This is a genomic window from Bradyrhizobium sp. ORS 278 (genome assembly GCF_000026145.1).
Taxonomy (GTDB): Bacteria; Pseudomonadota; Alphaproteobacteria; order Rhizobiales; family Xanthobacteraceae; genus Bradyrhizobium.
The window spans coordinates 763,835-778,742 of record NC_009445.1 but is presented as its reverse complement, the minus strand read 5'-3'; the positions used below and the strand labels follow the sequence as shown (position 1 = coordinate 778,742).

At 66.4% G+C, this 14,908-nt stretch carries 12 protein-coding genes; 8 read left to right on the top strand and 4 right to left on the bottom strand.

Annotated features, from left to right (window positions below; all coding sequences use genetic code 11):
• The first annotated feature begins 40 nt into the window (after window positions 1-40).
• The 5 genes from BRADO_RS03470 (at window position 41) to BRADO_RS03450 (ending at window position 4,122) form a co-directional block, all read left to right on the top strand.
• Window positions 41-742 (top strand): response regulator transcription factor, encoded by a 702-nt coding sequence (locus tag BRADO_RS03470; RefSeq protein WP_006611449.1) that lies wholly within the window; start codon window positions 41-43, stop codon window positions 740-742.
• Window positions 743-942: 200 nt separating this feature from the next.
• Complete coding sequence (locus tag BRADO_RS03465) at window positions 943-2,742, top strand: sensor histidine kinase (RefSeq protein ID WP_011923923.1); 1,800 nt, start codon at window positions 943-945, stop codon at window positions 2,740-2,742.
• Window positions 2,739-3,191 carry an HPr kinase/phosphorylase gene (locus BRADO_RS03460; RefSeq protein ID WP_011923922.1) on the top strand — a complete coding sequence of 151 codons (453 nt, stop codon included), beginning with the start codon at window positions 2,739-2,741 and terminating at the stop codon, window positions 3,189-3,191. The genes BRADO_RS03465 and BRADO_RS03460 overlap by 4 nt, the downstream gene beginning before the upstream one ends.
• Before the next feature lie 203 nt (window positions 3,192-3,394).
• Complete coding sequence (locus BRADO_RS03455) at window positions 3,395-3,796, top strand: PTS sugar transporter subunit IIA (protein ID WP_006611446.1); 402 nt, start codon at window positions 3,395-3,397, stop codon at window positions 3,794-3,796.
• Window positions 3,793-4,122 (top strand): HPr family phosphocarrier protein, encoded by a 330-nt coding sequence (locus BRADO_RS03450; RefSeq protein ID WP_011923921.1) that lies wholly within the window; start codon window positions 3,793-3,795, stop codon window positions 4,120-4,122. Before BRADO_RS03455 ends, BRADO_RS03450 begins: the two co-directional genes overlap by 4 nt.
• Window positions 4,123-4,253: 131 nt before the next feature.
• Here BRADO_RS03450 and BRADO_RS03445 read toward each other — a convergent pair whose 3' ends face one another.
• Window positions 4,254-5,858 carry a glycosyltransferase family 39 protein gene (locus BRADO_RS03445; protein WP_011923920.1) on the bottom strand — a complete coding sequence of 535 codons (1,605 nt, stop codon included), beginning with the start codon at window positions 5,856-5,858 and terminating at the stop codon, window positions 4,254-4,256.
• Window positions 5,859-5,974: 116 nt separating this feature from the next.
• Between BRADO_RS03445 and lepA the strand changes: the two genes are divergently transcribed.
• Window positions 5,975-7,786: a translation elongation factor 4 gene (gene lepA / locus BRADO_RS03440; protein WP_041756064.1), complete on the top strand. Its 1,812-nt coding sequence runs from the start codon at window positions 5,975-5,977 to the stop codon at window positions 7,784-7,786.
• 56 nt (window positions 7,787-7,842) lie between these two features.
• Here lepA and BRADO_RS03435 read toward each other — a convergent pair whose 3' ends face one another.
• Window positions 7,843-8,406: a hypothetical protein gene (locus BRADO_RS03435; protein ID WP_157872506.1), complete on the bottom strand. Its 564-nt coding sequence runs from the start codon at window positions 8,404-8,406 to the stop codon at window positions 7,843-7,845.
• A 261-nt stretch (window positions 8,407-8,667) separates the two neighbouring features.
• Between BRADO_RS03435 and BRADO_RS03430 the strand changes: the two genes are divergently transcribed.
• Window positions 8,668-10,635 (top strand): methyl-accepting chemotaxis protein, encoded by a 1,968-nt coding sequence (locus BRADO_RS03430; RefSeq protein ID WP_041756062.1) that lies wholly within the window; start codon window positions 8,668-8,670, stop codon window positions 10,633-10,635.
• Window positions 10,636-10,828: 193 nt separating this feature from the next.
• Here BRADO_RS03430 and BRADO_RS03425 read toward each other — a convergent pair whose 3' ends face one another.
• Complete coding sequence (locus BRADO_RS03425; RefSeq protein ID WP_041756061.1) at window positions 10,829-11,227, bottom strand: rhodanese-like domain-containing protein; 399 nt, start codon at window positions 11,225-11,227, stop codon at window positions 10,829-10,831.
• 97 nt (window positions 11,228-11,324) lie between these two features.
• Here BRADO_RS03425 and ftrA point away from each other — a divergent pair, with 97 nt between their 5' ends.
• Window positions 11,325-12,311, top strand: a complete 987-nt coding sequence (gene ftrA, locus BRADO_RS03420; RefSeq protein WP_011923915.1) for a transcriptional regulator FtrA — start codon at window positions 11,325-11,327, stop codon at window positions 12,309-12,311.
• A 207-nt stretch (window positions 12,312-12,518) separates the two neighbouring features.
• Here ftrA and BRADO_RS03415 read toward each other — a convergent pair whose 3' ends face one another.
• The gene (locus tag BRADO_RS03415; RefSeq protein WP_041756060.1) at window positions 12,519-14,741 is read right to left on the bottom strand and encodes a bifunctional diguanylate cyclase/phosphodiesterase; all 2,223 of its coding nucleotides are present in this window, start codon (window positions 14,739-14,741) and stop codon (window positions 12,519-12,521) included.
• Window positions 14,742-14,908: the final 167 nt, after the last annotated feature.

The following is a 14,908-nucleotide window of genomic DNA, read 5'->3' as shown; positions in this document are numbered from 1 at the left end:
TCTCGAAGTCTCGGCGTAACCAGACTCTGAAAGCAGGCTCATGCCCACAATCGCCTTGGTCGATGACGACCGTAACATTCTGACATCCGTCTCGATCGCGCTCGAGGCTGAAGGCTATCGCATCATGACCTACACCGATGGTGCGTCGGCCCTTGACGGTTTCCGGACCAGCCAGCCTGATCTGGCCATTCTCGACATCAAGATGCCGCGCATGGACGGCATGGAGACGCTGCGGCGGCTGCGCCAGAAGTCCGACCTGCCGGTGATCTTCCTCACCTCCAAGGACGAGGAGATCGACGAGCTGTTCGGCCTGAAGATGGGCGCGGACGACTTCATCCGCAAACCGTTCTCGCAGCGCCTGCTGGTCGAGCGCGTCAAGGCCGTGCTGCGCCGCTCGCAGCCGAAGGATCCGACGGCGCTGCCGAAGGAGAACGACGCCAAGGCGCTGGACCGCGGCCTGCTGCGCATGGATCCCGAACGTCACACCTGCACCTGGAAGAACGAGCCGGTCACCCTGACCGTCACCGAGTTCCTGATCCTGCAGGCGCTGGCGCAGCGTCCGGGCGTGGTCAAGAGCCGCAACGCGTTGATGGACGCGGCCTATGACGACCAGGTCTATGTCGACGACCGCACCATCGACAGCCACATCAAGCGGCTGCGCAAGAAGTTCAAGATGGTCGACGAGGAGTTCGAGATGATCGAGACCCTCTACGGCGTCGGCTATCGTTTCAAGGAAACCTGACACATCGTTCTCGCGCGGCGTCATGCGAAATTGCGCGCTGACGTCGCGGCCTGGATTGGGTAGAGTACCACTCTGCGCGTTGATCCGAGCGCAGGTGCCGGAACAGGGCGATTGTTGCGGCGAATTCGAGTGCGGCGGAGCGGTTCTCACGGGGAGCTCGCCGCACACCTCTTGCGACATTCGGAGTCGGAGCACTTACATTGCTCGATCGCACGCTTCCTGATCCGGCCCTGAACACCGAGGCTTCCATCACCTCGGAGGTGGTGGACGAGACCCCGAAGGTCTCCGGCTGGCAGCGTCCGGTCAGCTGGCTGCGCCGCGCCGGGCAGTTTCTGTTCGCGCTGTCGTTCTCGAGCCTGACCCGGCGCATCGTCTCGCTGAATATCGCCGGCCTGCTCGCCCTGGTTGCAAGCGTTCTCTATCTTTCACAATTTCGCGCGGGCCTGATCGATGCGCGCGCACAGAGCCTCCTCGTCCAGGCAGAAATCATCGCCGGCGCGATCGCGGCGTCGGCGACAGTCCAGACCAACACCATCACCATCGATCCCGAGCGCCTGCTCGATCTCAAGCCCGGCGAGAGCTATGGCGCGCCGGACGAATATTCGCCGCTCGACTTCCCGATCAATCCGGAGCGCGTCGCGCCGGTGCTGCGCACGCTGATCTCGCCGACCAAGACGCGGGCGCGGATCTACGATCCGAATGGCGGGCTGCTGCTGGACAGCCGCAATCTCGAAAATGTGCTGCGCTTCGACCTGCCGCCGCCCTCGAGCGAGAAGCCGGGCTTTGTGGAGCGCGCGCTGATCTCCGTGCGCACCTGGCTCAATCGCGGCGACCTGCCGCTGTACCGCGAATTCGGCCCCGAGAACGGCAACGGCTACGAAGAGGTCACGGACGCGCTGAAGGGCCAGAAGCGCAGCATGGTCCGCGTCAATTCGCGCGGCGAGGTCATCGTCTCGGTCGCGGTGTCGGTGCAGCGCTCGCGCACCATCCACGGCGCCTTGATGCTGTCGACGCAGGGTGACGACATCGACCAGATGGTCACCGCCGAGCGCCTCGCCATTCTCAAGGTCGGCGGCGTCGCCTCCGCGGTCATGATCGTGCTGTCGCTCTTGCTCGCCAGCACTATTGCGGGCCCGGTCCGCCGGCTCGCCGACAGCGCCGAGCGCGTCCGCCGCCGCATCAAGACCCGCGTCGAGATCCCCGACTTCACCCGCCGCCGCGACGAGATCGGCCATCTCTCCGGCGCGCTGCGCGACATGACGGATGCGCTCTACAACCGCATCGAGGCGATCGAGATGTTCGCCGCCGACGTCGCACATGAATTGAAGAACCCGCTGACCTCTCTGCGCTCGGCGGTCGAGACCCTGCCGCTGGCGCGCAACGACAACAGCCGCGCCCGCCTGCTCGCGGTCATCGAACACGACGTCAAGCGGCTCGACCGCCTGATCTCCGACATTTCCGACGCCAGCCGGCTCGACGCCGAACTGCAGCGCCAGGACATGACGTTGGTCGACCTGCGCCGGCTCCTGAACACGCTGACCTCGGTCGCCAACGAGACCAAGAAGAACGGCACCGATGTCGCCGTCGAGGTCCGCTTCGAAGGCCGTGGGGTGAACGACACGTTCTCGGTGCCCGGCCATGATTCGCGGCTCGGCCAGGTGATCTCGAACCTGCTGTCGAACGCCCAGTCGTTCTCGGCGGCCGGCGGCAAGGTCCGCATCACCTGCCGGCGCGTGCGCTCCGAGATCGAGATCATGGTGGACGATGACGGCCCCGGCATCCGCGAGGACGCCCTGCAGCGCATCTTCGAGCGCTTCTACACTGATCGCCCGCACCAGGGCTTCGGCCAGAACTCCGGCCTGGGTCTGTCGATCTCCAAGCAGATCATCGACGCCCATGGCGGGCGGATCTGGGCCGAGAACCGGCCCGGCCCGGTCGATGCCGAGGGCAATCCGACCGTCGCCGGCGCGCGCTTCATCGTCCGGCTCCCGGCGTCGTGACCACGGCCGGCCCGACGGTCCATGCCTCCGCCGTCAAGGTCGGGGATCGTGCGGTGCTGATCCGCGGCCCCTCGGGCTCGGGCAAGTCGCGCCTGGCCTTCGATCTGATTCTCGCCGGCCGTGCCGGACAGATCCCGCCGGCCGTTCTGGTCGGCGACGACCGTGTTCATCTCGCCACACGCGGCGGAGAAATGTGGGTCAGCCCAGCCCCGCAGCTGGCCGGCCTGATCGAGATTCGCGGGCTTGGCATCCGCGCCTGCGACCACGTGTCCGACGCGCCGATCGGTCTCATTGTCGATTTGATGGCCGAGGATGCCGCGCGGCTGCCGCCCCGCCATGCGCTGCGCTGGCAGCAAAACGGTATCGAGTTGCCGCGAATCCCGGTCGGCAGGGGTTATGAGCCCCTGTTGCTGGTTGTGGCTGCGCTAACCACGACCGAGAGTTCATGACCCGGTAATCTTTCGGCCAATTGTGTGAATCGAATTGGTAACCATATCACCCCCACTATCGGCGCCCGATCGACCGTCGCCAGCTCCCCGTCGCTCTGCCTGCATCCGGGAGAATCGCGAATGTGCCCTCTTGCGCGGGGGCTCCGGATGGTCAAAGTGGCGCGTTCGTGCGGTGCACCCAAGGCGCCCGCGAGGAGTATCCGATGATTGGCCTGGTACTGGTGACCCATGGGCGCCTCGCCGACGAGTTCCGAGCGGCGCTCGAACACGTCATGGGTCCTCAAAAGCAAATTGAAGCGGTCACGATTGGCGCCGACGATGATTCCGATCTCTGTCGCAGCGACATCATCGAGGCCGTGAACCGTGTGGACACCGGCGACGGCGTCGCCATCCTCACCGACATGTTCGGCGGCACGCCGTCGAACCTCGCGATCTCCTGCATGAGCCGGCCGAAGGTCGAGGTGCTCGCGGGCATCAACCTGCCCATGCTCGTGAAGCTCGCCAAGGTGCGCGAGGAGCGCTCGCTGCCCGATGCCATCGCGATGGCGCAGGAGGCGGGCCGGAAATACGTCACCATCGCCAGCCGGGTGCTCGCCGGCAAATGAGCGACGAGGACGCGCCGCAGGACAATGTCGCCGGGCCGTCGGTGCCCGCCGATGCCATTTCGCGGGAGCTCCTGATCACCAACAAGCGTGGCCTGCATGCGCGGGCCTCCGCGAAGTTCGTGCAGATGGTCGAGAAGTTCCAAGCCGAGGTCTGGGTGACGCGCGGCGGCGAGACTGTCGGCGGCCGCTCGATTATGGGCCTGATGATGCTGGCGGCGGCGCCGGGGACAAAGATCCTGGTGTCGGCGAAGGGCCCCGAAGCGGAAGCCGCGCTCCAGGGGATCACCGACCTGGTGAACGACAAGTTCCACGAAGAAGGCGTGTGACCACGAACTCGTCATTCCGGGGCGCGCGCAGCGCGAGCCCGGAATCTCGAGCTGAGGCACGACGTCGCAAAACAATCTCGGGATTCCGGGTTCGCCGCTGACGCGGCGCCCCGGAATGACGTCGCGGTTGGTTACCTCTCAGGCCCCTGAACATATACCTTCCAAACGATTGCAGGGCCCGCCAGGCCGTGGAAGAAGCGCTGGGTGGTCATCACCAGCGGCTCGGCGCGGGGCGCCTCCTTGGCCATCCAGGCCTCGCAGGCGGCGATGCGGTTGTCGGTGGTGTCGCAGACGCCGATGAAGCCGTCGTGCTTGAGGTCCTCGAGCGTGCTCAGGCCCGAGCCCCAGGTCTCCTCCGCCGTATAGGGGACGGTGAACGGCCGCGGGTGGTCCGGGCTGTAGAACGTCATCGGCGTGTTCATCTCGGAATAGCCGGCGACATGTTTCCAGGGCGAGCCGAATCGAGCGTGCCAGGCCTCGGTCAGCTGCTGCGCCAGCTGCGACCGGGCGCCATAGCCGGTGACGCCGTTCGGATTGGCTTCCATCTCGCGCCGAGCGATCCAGGGCGAGGCGGCCAGCGTCAGCAACGACAGCACCAGCCAGACCGCGGTGAGACGATGCAGCATGATCCGCCGCAGCCGGAGCGCGGGGATCGCCACCAGCGCCAGCGGCACCTGGAAGAAGAGCGAGATGCCCCAATCGGTCTTCATGTAGATCGTGAAGGCGAGGCCGCCGAGCGGCGGCCCGATTGCGACGATCGCCTGCACCAGCCAGACATTGATGGCCTGTCCAACATTGACGCCGGGATTCGGCCCGCGCCGCCAGTTGTCGAACACGAAGCGCGGCGGCCAGGCGAGCACCAGCGCGGCCAGCGCCACCGGCAGCGCGAGCAGCGCCAGATTGTGGCCGATATAGCCGCCGGCCAGCGCGGCCGCGCGGCCGCGATCCGACAGCGTGTAGACGTCGCCGGCATAGGTGATGGCGACGAAATCCGCCCGCCACAGCCAGACCAGATGCGGAATCATCGCGACGATCATCGTGACGATTGCGACCCAGGGCGCCGGCGAGGCCAGGAAGCGCAGCCGCTCGGGATGCAGCAGCGCCGCGAGGCCGATGGCGCCGATCATGGTCAGCACCCAATATTTGGTCATCAGCGCCGCGGCGCCGGCCAGCCCCAGCCAGATGCCGGACGCGACGCTGCGCTTTTCGAAGGCATGAAGATAGGCCAGCATCAGCAGCGGCAGAGTGAGAAGCTGCAGCAGGTCGGGGTTGTACTTGAATCCCTTGAAATTGAAGATCGGGTACAGCGCGACCATCACCACAACGAAGAACGCCCGGCGGCGGTCGACCACCTTCAGGCTGGCGAGCCAGATCACGACCAGGCCGCTGCCGTTGACGGCCATCGCCAGCGCATAGGTCGCCCAATCCTTGACCGGAAACACCGAGAACCACAGCCCGGCGAGCCAGCCGGACAGCGGCGGATGCTTGCCATAGCCGAGCAGGAAGCGGCTGCCCCAGGCATAGGCCTCGGCGACATCCATATGGATGTCCTGGGCCGCCTTCAGACGGGTCAGGATCGCGGTCCACAGCACGGCGTGGACGAGCGCGAAGGCAATCACGGCCCAGATCGACGTCGCCGGCGCGGTGGCGTGCGCGACCAGCCAGGCGGCCAGACGCTGCGGTCCGAGGCGGTGGCGCGGGCGGGCCGCGGGGTGCGGCAGGGAGGTACTCGACATCAGCCCTCGGTAGCCTGTTTTCGCGCCTCGGGGAATCAGCTTGGCGTGAAGAAAGGCCCTGGAAATTCAGCAATATGGTTGCTGGTCAGGGTGCTGTGATGCTATTTGCGCGACCCATGACGACCGTCCCCATTCCCAACATCCGCAACTTCTCCATCGTCGCCCATATCGACCATGGAAAGTCCACGCTCGCCGACCGCCTGATCCAGATGACCGGCGGCCTGTCGGACCGCGAGATGGCGGGCAAGGAGCAGGTGCTCGATTCGATGGACATCGAGCGCGAGCGCGGCATCACCATCAAGGCGCAGACCGTGCGCCTGCAATACCGCGCCAAGGACGGCAAGGATTACATCTTCAACCTGATGGACACGCCCGGCCACGTCGACTTCGCCTACGAGGTGTCGCGGTCGCTGGCGGCCTGCGAAGGCTCGCTGCTGGTGGTCGATGCCAGCCAGGGCGTCGAGGCCCAGACGCTCGCCAACGTCTACCAGGCGCTCGACAACAACCACGAGATCGTCCCGGTCCTCAACAAGATCGACCTGCCGGCCGCCGAGCCGGACAAGATCAAGCAGCAGATCGAGGACGTCATCGGCATCGACGCTTCCGACGCTGTCATGATCTCGGCCAAGACGGGCCTCGGCATTCCCGATGTGCTGGAAGCCATCGTCACCCGCCTGCCGCCGCCGAAGGGCGACCGCGAGGCGACGCTGAAGGCGCTGCTGGTCGACAGCTGGTACGACGTCTATCTCGGCGTCGTCGTGCTCGTGCGCATCGTCGACGGTGTGATGAAGAAGGGCCAGCGCATCCGCATGATGGGCACCGGCGCGGCCTATGACGTCGAGCGCGTCGGCTTCTTCACGCCGAAGATGCAGCAGGTCGACGAGCTCGGCCCCGGCGAGGTCGGCTTCATCACCGCGGCGATCAAGGAAGTCGCCGATACCCGCGTCGGCGACACCATCACCGACGACCGCAAGCCGGTGTCCGAGATGCTGCCGGGCTTCAAACCGGCGATTCCGGTCGTGTTCTGCGGCCTGTTCCCGGTCGACGCCGACGATTTCGAAACGCTGCGCGCGGCGATGGGCAAGCTCCGGCTCAACGACGCCAGCTTCTCGTTCGAGATGGAGACCTCCGCCGCGCTCGGCTTCGGCTTCCGCTGCGGCTTCCTCGGCCTGCTGCATCTGGAGATCATCCAGGAGAGGCTGTCCCGCGAATTCGATCTCAACCTGATCGCGACCGCGCCATCCGTCATCTACAAGATGAAGCTGACCGACGGCGAGGAGATCGAGATCCACAATCCGGTCGACATGCCGGACGTGGTCAAGATCGCCGAGATCCAGGAGCCGTGGATCGAGGCCACCATCCTGACGCCGGACGAATATCTCGGCAGCGTGCTCAAGCTCTGCCAGGACCGCCGCGGCAATCAGAAGGAGCTCACCTATGTGGGCAGCCGCGCGATGGTCAAATACGATTTGCCGCTCAACGAGGTGGTGTTCGACTTCTACGACCGGCTGAAGTCGGTCTCCAAGGGTTACGCCTCGTTCGACTATCATCTGACCGACTACAAGCCGGCCGACCTCGTGAAGATGCAGATCCTCGTCAACAACGAGCCGGTCGACGCGCTGTCGATGCTGGTTCACCGGACCCGCGCCGAGGGCCGCGGCCGCGCCATGGTCGAGAAGATGAAGGACCTGATCCCGCCGCACATGTTCCAGATCCCGATCCAGGCGGCGATCGGCGGCAAGGTGATCGCGCGCGAGACCGTGCGCGCGCTGCGCAAGGATGTCACCGCGAAGTGCTACGGCGGCGACATCACGCGCAAGCGCAAGCTTCTGGAGAAGCAGAAGGAAGGCAAGAAGAAGATGCGGCAGTTCGGCAAGGTCGACATCCCGCAGGAAGCCTTCATCGCCGCGCTCAAGGTGGACAGCTGAGGCCGTCGGGCGGGGCGCGCTCGTTCAGATCTGCAAGGTCGACGCAGCCGGCGCTATCAGGAGGTCTTGCCCAGCGCCTGACGTTTCTGCGCGCGCACCTGCTCGAGTTCGGGGAACGGCGCATAGGCCGCCTTGTAGCAGGCGAGAGGACCGCGATCGGTCCCGAAGTTCCCGCGGAAGACGCCGCCGTGCAGCCGTTCAGTTCCCTGATCTCCCGGCTCGACTTCAACGTAGGCGGAGCCCAGCGCGTACAGCTCCAATGGAGAATCCAGCAGGGCCTTGACGCAATACACGGTGCGGACAGTGATGGTCGACGATATCAGGCTGGTCCAGGTCCGCACGCGCATCACCTTGGGACCGGCGATGAGCGGGCCCGTGAGCGGGACGCGAAGCGCCGCGCCGAACCCCGGGTTGTTCTCGAGCATCTCCGCGATGGCCTGGCGTCGGCGCTGCAGATAAGCGGGGCTCAGCGCCTTCTCGCGGGCTTCGACGCGCGCGATTTCGTCGTCAATCGGGTCGGAGACGGGAGCGGCGTTCGAGCCCGCCCCCTGCTGGAACGAACTGCCGCCTTGTCCGGCGCAGCCTGATAATGTCGCGCCCACCAGCATGGCGGCGAACATGATTGGCCGACGCTTCCGCATCGGCAGACAGTATGACAGCATGGCCCGCCCCCAGACCCGTAAAAACCCGGAACCCCGCCGCTGCACTAACTTCGACCTGTGCGGGAGTCAACGGATCGAAACAGTCTCAGGCGGTTTCGAGGTCATTCTCGACGGGACATGCATCACGCATTCATCGATCAATCCAGATTCCCGTAAAACCACGGTATCTTTTCCTTAACGGTATTCTGGGACCTTGCTGCACAGCAAGGAATGCCCGGAATGTCCCGCCTTCAATCGATCTCCGCCCGCCTCATCATTGCGCTGTCGCTCACGGTCGCCATCGCCTGCGCCGTGCTCGGTACCTTTTCCGTCATCCAGCAGCGCGCGCTGACCCGCCTCGCTCTGGAGCAGCAGCTCAAGCTGCAGTTCGACAGCGTCTCGGCCGGCATCGACTATGAGGGCCGCGCGGCGCTGGCGGTGAGTTCGACTTTGGCGGCGCTGCCGCCGGTCGCCGACGCCTATCTCAAGGGCGACCGCGATGCGCTGGGCGCCCTGCTCGGCGGCGCCATGACCTCGCTGAAGGCGCAGGGCATTCCGCTGGTCAACGTGTGGGCGCCGCCGGCGACCAACTTCTACCGCGTGCATGAGCCGAAGGTGTTCGGCGACGACACCTCGAAGCGCCGCCTCACCGTCGTGCAGGCCAACCAGACCGGGAAACAGATCGCCGGCGTCGAGCAGAGCCGGCTGTCGCTCGGCATCTTCGGCATGACGCCGATCGTGCGCGACGGCAAGGTGATCGCCACCGTCGATGTCGGCGCTGCCTTCGGCAAGGAGTTCGTCGACCGCGCCAAGCAGCGCTTCGGCATCGATCTCGCGGTCTATTGGATCAATGACGGCCAGCCTAAGCGGCTGTCCTCGACGTTCGGCGACGATGTCGTCGCCACGCCGGAGGAAGTGCTCGCGGTGTTCAAGGGCAACCAACTGCAGCGCGACGCAACCCTGAACGGGCGGCCCGCAGCATTGTTCGTTGGCCAGATCAAGAACTATGCCGGCGATCCCGTTGCCGTGCTCGAGCTGATCAAGGACACCACCGCCTACGAGGCCGCGGCCGCCAGCGCGCAGCAGCAGCTGATCGCAGGCACGCTGGTGATCCTGCTGCTTGCCGTCATCGTCGCGCTGCTCGTCGCCCGCGGCATCTCGCGCCCGCTGGCCGCGATCACCGCCGTGATGCACCGGCTGTCGAGCGGCGACACCGGGGTCGCGATCCCCGGCGGCGAACGCAAGGACGAGCTCGGCACCATGGCGCAGGCGGTCGACGTGTTTCGCCGCAACATGATCGAGACTGCGAGCCTGCGCGACGCGCAGGAGGCCAACCAGAAGCAGGCCGAGCGCGACAAGCAGGCGCTGCAGCGGCAGATGGCCGACCGCTTCGAGGCCGACGTCAAGGGCGTGGTGTCAGCGGTGGCCAAGGCGACCGCCGACATGGAGCGCGTCGTTGAAGAGATCACGATCAGCGTCAACGGCACCTCGCAGCGCACGGCTGCCGCGGCGGCTGCGTCGGAGGAGGCCTCGAGCGGCGTCTCGACGGTGGCCGCGGCGTCAGAGGAACTCGCTTCTTCGGTGACCGAGATCGGCCGACAGGTCGCGCATTCGAGCAAGGTGGCCGATGGCGCCGTGGTCAAGGCGCGGCAGACCACCGAAATGGTCGGCAGCCTCGCCGCCGCCGCCGAGAAGATCGGCGACGTGCTGCGCCTGATCGACGCGATCGCCAGCCAGACCAACCTGCTGGCGCTGAACGCCACGATCGAGGCGGCGCGCGCCGGCGAGGCCGGCCGCGGCTTCGCGGTGGTCGCCGCCGAGGTCAAGGAACTCGCCGGGCAGACCGCGAAGGCCACCGAGGAGATCGCGGGACAGGTCACCTCGATCCAGGCCGCGACCTCCGACTGCGTCACCGCGATCGGCGGCATCAGTACCACGATCCAGGAGATCAGCGGCATCGCCGCGACCATCGCCGCCGCCGTCGAGCAGCAGGGCTCGGCGACCCGCGAGATCGCGCGCAGCGTCCAGCAGGCCGCCTCGGGCACGTCGGAGGTGTCGCAGAACGTGGTCGGCGCCAGCGACGCCGCCGAACAGTCGCGCCAGCTCGCCGATCACGTGATGGTGGCGACACGCGACCTCGGCAAGCAGGCCAGCGAGCTGTTCAAGAGCGTCGACACGTTTCTGGCCGGCCTGCGCCAGGCGGCGTAGCGATCGGTGCCAACGCTGCTCGCCAAACACTCCGCCGTCGTCCCGGCCTTGAGCCGGGACCCATACACCGCGCCGCCTGAGGTGAAGCACGGCTGTAGCTCCAGGTCGCTCTAAATTCGGCCGTCGGTGTTTATGGGTCCCGGCTCAAGGCCGGGACGACACTTTTAATGATGCAAGAGCCGGGCTCTCACGTTCAGTCACCCGTCGTCAGCGCAAAGCCCTCGTCGAGCCAGCCGGCGATGCCGCCGATCATCATTTTGACGGGGCGCCCGAGCCGCGCGAGGCGGATGGCGGCGCGGTTGGCGCCGTTGCAGTGCGGGCCAGCGCAATACACCACGAAGGTCGTGTCGCGCGGATATGCAGCCATCCGCTCCGCGGTCATGGTCCGGTGCGGAATGTTGATCGCGCCGGCGATGTGGCCCTTGGCGAAGGAGGGCTCGCCGCGGACGTCCACCAGAATGAAATCCGGCGCGGTGGCGCGCAGGCTTTGGTGCACGTCCCAGCAATCGGTCTCGTACGCCAGCATCGCCTCGAAATGGGCAAGCGCCTGCGCTGATGGCGCTGCGGGCACCTCGGTGACATGGGTGGTCATGGTCTCTCCAGCGACGTTGCATGAGCGGCTCCAACCTCGCGCGCAACCGCCCGCGACCCAAGTGACGGATCCGACAAAGTCCGGTAAGTTTCCGCCAATGCCACGTCCTGCACGTAAACCCGATCCGGATCCCGGCCTCGTCGCCGTCATCACCTATGACGGGCTGTGCACCTTCGAGTTCGGCATCGCCGTGGAAGTGTTCGGGCTGCCGCGGCCGGAGTTCGATTTCCCCTGGTATCGGTTCAAGGTCGTCTCCGCAGAGGGGCGGCGGTCGCGGGCGATCGGCGGCATCGTCGTCGAGGCCGGCGCGCCGCTGACCCGGCTGAAGGAGGCACGCACGATCATCGTGCCCGGATGGCGCGACCGCAACGAGCGGCCGCCGGAACGGCTGCTGCGCGCCATCGCGCAAGCCTCCGCGCGCGGCGCCCGCTGCCTGTCGATCTGCTCGGGCGTGTTCGTGCTGGCGGCGGCCGGGCTGCTCGACGGCAGGCGCGCGACCACGCACTGGCGGCACATGCCCGACCTGAAGCGGCTTTATCCGGGTATTCAGATCGAAGAGGACACGCTCTATGTCGACGAGGGCGACGTCATCACCTCGGCCGGCAGCGCCGCCGGCATCGACGCCTGCCTGCACCTCGTACGGCGCGACTTCGGAGCCAAGATCGCCAACAGCGTGGCGCGGCGCCTGGTGATGCCGCCGCATCGCGACGGCGGACAGGCGCAATACGTCGCCGCGCCGATCCAGGCGCGCCCCGGACGCACGATCGGCGATGTGATGGACTGGGCGCGCACAAGGCTGTCGCAACCGATCGCGATCAGCGCCATGGCCAAGCGGGCAGGCATGAGCGAGCGCACCTTCCTGCGGCGCTTCAACGAGAGCACGGGTGCCGGCCCCGCCGCCTGGCTGCAGCAGGAGCGCATGTCGCGCGCGCGGGAGCTGCTCGAGAGCGGGGTGCTCTCGCTTGCCGACGTCTCGGCGCAATGCGGCTATCAGTCGCTCGAAACCTTCCGCGTCGCTTTCCGCCGCAGCGTCGGCACATCGCCGGCCGCGTATCGCGCGCGGTTCAGAAGCAGCATGCCCTGATGTCGGCGATCGACCAAAACACGACAAGTGAGCGCAACAAGCGAACTGCCAATTAGTTACTCGTCATGCCCGGGCTCGTCCAGCGCATCCACGTCGTCCTCCAGGCGCGGCTCGACGTGGATGGCCGGGACAAGCCCGGCCATGACGACGCGGAGAGAGCCAACCACAAGCTGAAGTTTTCGGGCGGGATCGCGGCTAAAGCTGTGACTAAGCCACCATCGCCTTGCCCGATGACGGTCCACCCGACGCATCCCGCTGCGCCAGCAAAAGGCCGACGATCTCGGCGTTCGGCCGCGGGCGGCTGAACAGATAGCCCTGCGCCTCGTGGCAACCTTCGGCGCGCAGGCAGCGCAGCTCGGCCTCGGTCTCGACGCCCTCCGCGGTGATGGTGACGCCGAGGCCCTTGCCGAGGCTGACGATCGAGCGGACGATCGCCTGCGCCTCGCGGTTGGCGGCGAGGTCGCGGATGAAGGACTGGTCGACCTTGATCTTGTCGAACGGGAAGCTGCGCAGATAGCTCAGGCTGGAATAGCCGGTGCCGAAATCGTCCATCGAGATGCGCACGCCGAGCGCCCGCAGCGCATGCAGTGTCGCCAGCACCTGGCCGCTCTTCTCTAGCACCAAGGTCTCGGTGATCTCGAGCTCGAGCCGGCTCGCCGGCAGGCCGGACTGCTTGAGCGCATCCATCACCAGCGACAGCACGTTGCCGACGCGGAATTGCAGCGGCGACATGTTCACGGCCACGCGCACCTCGTCGGGCCATTTCGCCGCATCGCTGCAGGCCTGGCGCAGCATCGAGCGGCCGAGCCCGGAGATCAGCCCGGTCTCCTCGGCGATCGGAATGAACTCCGACGGCGGGATCATGCCGCGCTCCGGATGCGGCCAGCGCACCAGCGCCTCGAAGCCGGTGATGCGGCCGGTCGAAAGATCGATCAGCGGCTGATAGTGCGGCTGCAGCAGGTCGCGCTGGATCGCATCGCGCAGCTCGATCTCGATCTTGCGCCGGCTCTGCGCCCGCGCATCCATGCCGGTCTCGAAATAGCTGAAGGTGCCGCGCGTCTCCGTCTTGGCGCGCGACAGCGCCATGTCGGCGTTCTTCAGGAGCTTCTCGGCATCGTCCCCATCATTTGGCGCCATCGCGATGCCGATCGTCGCGCCGATCGTCACCGAGCTGCCGTCGATCAGATAGGGATCGGCGAGTGCCTGCAGCAGGCGGCGGCAGAGCTGCGCGGCATCTTCCGGCCGCGCCAGTCCGCCCTGCACGACCGCGAACTCGTCCGAGTTCAGCCGCGCCACGATGTCCTCCTGGCGCAGGATCGAGCGCAGCCGCTTGCCGACACCGCGCAGCAGCCGGTCGCCGATAGCATGACCCAAGGTGTCGTTGATCGACTTGAAATTGTCGAGGCCGAGCACCAGCACGGCCATCTTCTCCGAGCCGCGCCGCATCTGGATCAGCTTGTCGTCGATCTGCTGACGCAGCAGGTTGCGGCTCGGCAGCCCGGTCAGTGCATCGTGCTGGGCGAGGAAGGCCAGTCGCGCCTCGGCGCGCTTGCGCTCGGTAATGTCCATCAGCGCCAGCAGCACCGCCGGCTGATCGTTGTGGACGAGGTGGCGGGAATAGATTGCGAGATCGATCAGCGCGCCGTCGGCGCGGACATGCTTCCAGGTGCGCGCCGCCTGCTCCTCGCCGGACTGCTCGCTGGCCCAGGGCGTCTCGCTCTCGTAGGCCTGCAGATTGCGGATGCTGAGCTGCTCGAACGCCGCGCGGCTGTAGCCGTAGTGCTGGGCCGCGGCCTCGTTGACGCCAAGCACGCGGCCGTCGTCACGCGCGCAGACGATCATCGGGACAGGGTTGCCGTCAAACAGAAGCCGGAACGATTCCTCGCGCTGCTTGAGCTCAGTGATGTCGACGCGCAGACCGATGATGCCGCCGTCGCCGGTGAGGCGCTCCTCGATCAGGATGGTGCGGCCGTCGGAGAGCTTCTGTTCGTGCCGGCCGCTCGGATGGAACAGCTTCTCCAGCCGCTCGGTGATCCACGCGTCCTCGCGGCCCGCGGCTTCCGGATAGTCGCCGCGCGCGACGCCGACGCGGATCGTGTCCTGCAGCCGCGCGCCGGACTCGAACAGATCGGAGCTGCGATTGTAGATCTCGGCGTATTTCTTGTTCCAGAGAATGTAACGGCCGTCGGAATCGAGAAAGACGATCCCCTCGGGGAGGATGTCGATCGCCTCCATCAGGCGGTCATGCGCCTTCCTCGCCTCCGCGATGGCAGCCTCCGCCTCGGCCCGGGTGCCAGCGATCTGGTCGGCCGCGGCCGTATCCTCCAGGTTGCGCCGCCCCAGCTTCGGGCTCGGCCTCACCGGACGGGATGCACTGGCGCGGGGCGCGCGCTTCAGCGTTTTGGGCTTTATTGGCCGCACAGGCCGCATCACACGCCTCACTCTCCTCACGCGTCGCGTTTTCGGCCAAGTTTCTGAAAAAATGGTATCTCGATGTAGAGTGATACCATCTCTCATTGAGCGAGATTCGGCGTCGATTCTCGTTTTAGGCGAGGAATCATCGTCGAACATGCTTAATCAAACATGTCGGCACAACC

Excerpts from the sequence above, each read along its gene's own strand:
- BRADO_RS03470 (WP_006611449.1), top strand. The coding sequence starts at position 41 with ATGCCCACAATCGCCTTGGTCGATGACGACCGTAACATTCTGACATCC.
- BRADO_RS03455 (WP_006611446.1), top strand. The coding sequence starts at position 3,395 with ATGATTGGCCTGGTACTGGTGACCCATGGGCGCCTCGCCGACGAGTTC.
- BRADO_RS03450 (WP_011923921.1), top strand. The coding sequence starts at position 3,793 with ATGAGCGACGAGGACGCGCCGCAGGACAATGTCGCCGGGCCGTCGGTG.
- BRADO_RS03445 (WP_011923920.1), bottom strand. The coding sequence starts at position 5,858 with ATGTCGAGTACCTCCCTGCCGCACCCCGCGGCCCGCCCGCGCCACCGC.
- lepA (WP_041756064.1), top strand. The coding sequence starts at position 5,975 with ATGACGACCGTCCCCATTCCCAACATCCGCAACTTCTCCATCGTCGCC.
- BRADO_RS03435 (WP_157872506.1), bottom strand. The coding sequence starts at position 8,406 with ATGTTCGCCGCCATGCTGGTGGGCGCGACATTATCAGGCTGCGCCGGA.
- BRADO_RS03430 (WP_041756062.1), top strand. The coding sequence starts at position 8,668 with ATGTCCCGCCTTCAATCGATCTCCGCCCGCCTCATCATTGCGCTGTCG.
- BRADO_RS03425 (WP_041756061.1), bottom strand. The coding sequence starts at position 11,227 with ATGACCACCCATGTCACCGAGGTGCCCGCAGCGCCATCAGCGCAGGCG.
- ftrA (WP_011923915.1), top strand. The coding sequence starts at position 11,325 with ATGCCACGTCCTGCACGTAAACCCGATCCGGATCCCGGCCTCGTCGCC.
- BRADO_RS03415 (WP_041756060.1), bottom strand. The coding sequence starts at position 14,741 with ATGCGGCCTGTGCGGCCAATAAAGCCCAAAACGCTGAAGCGCGCGCCC.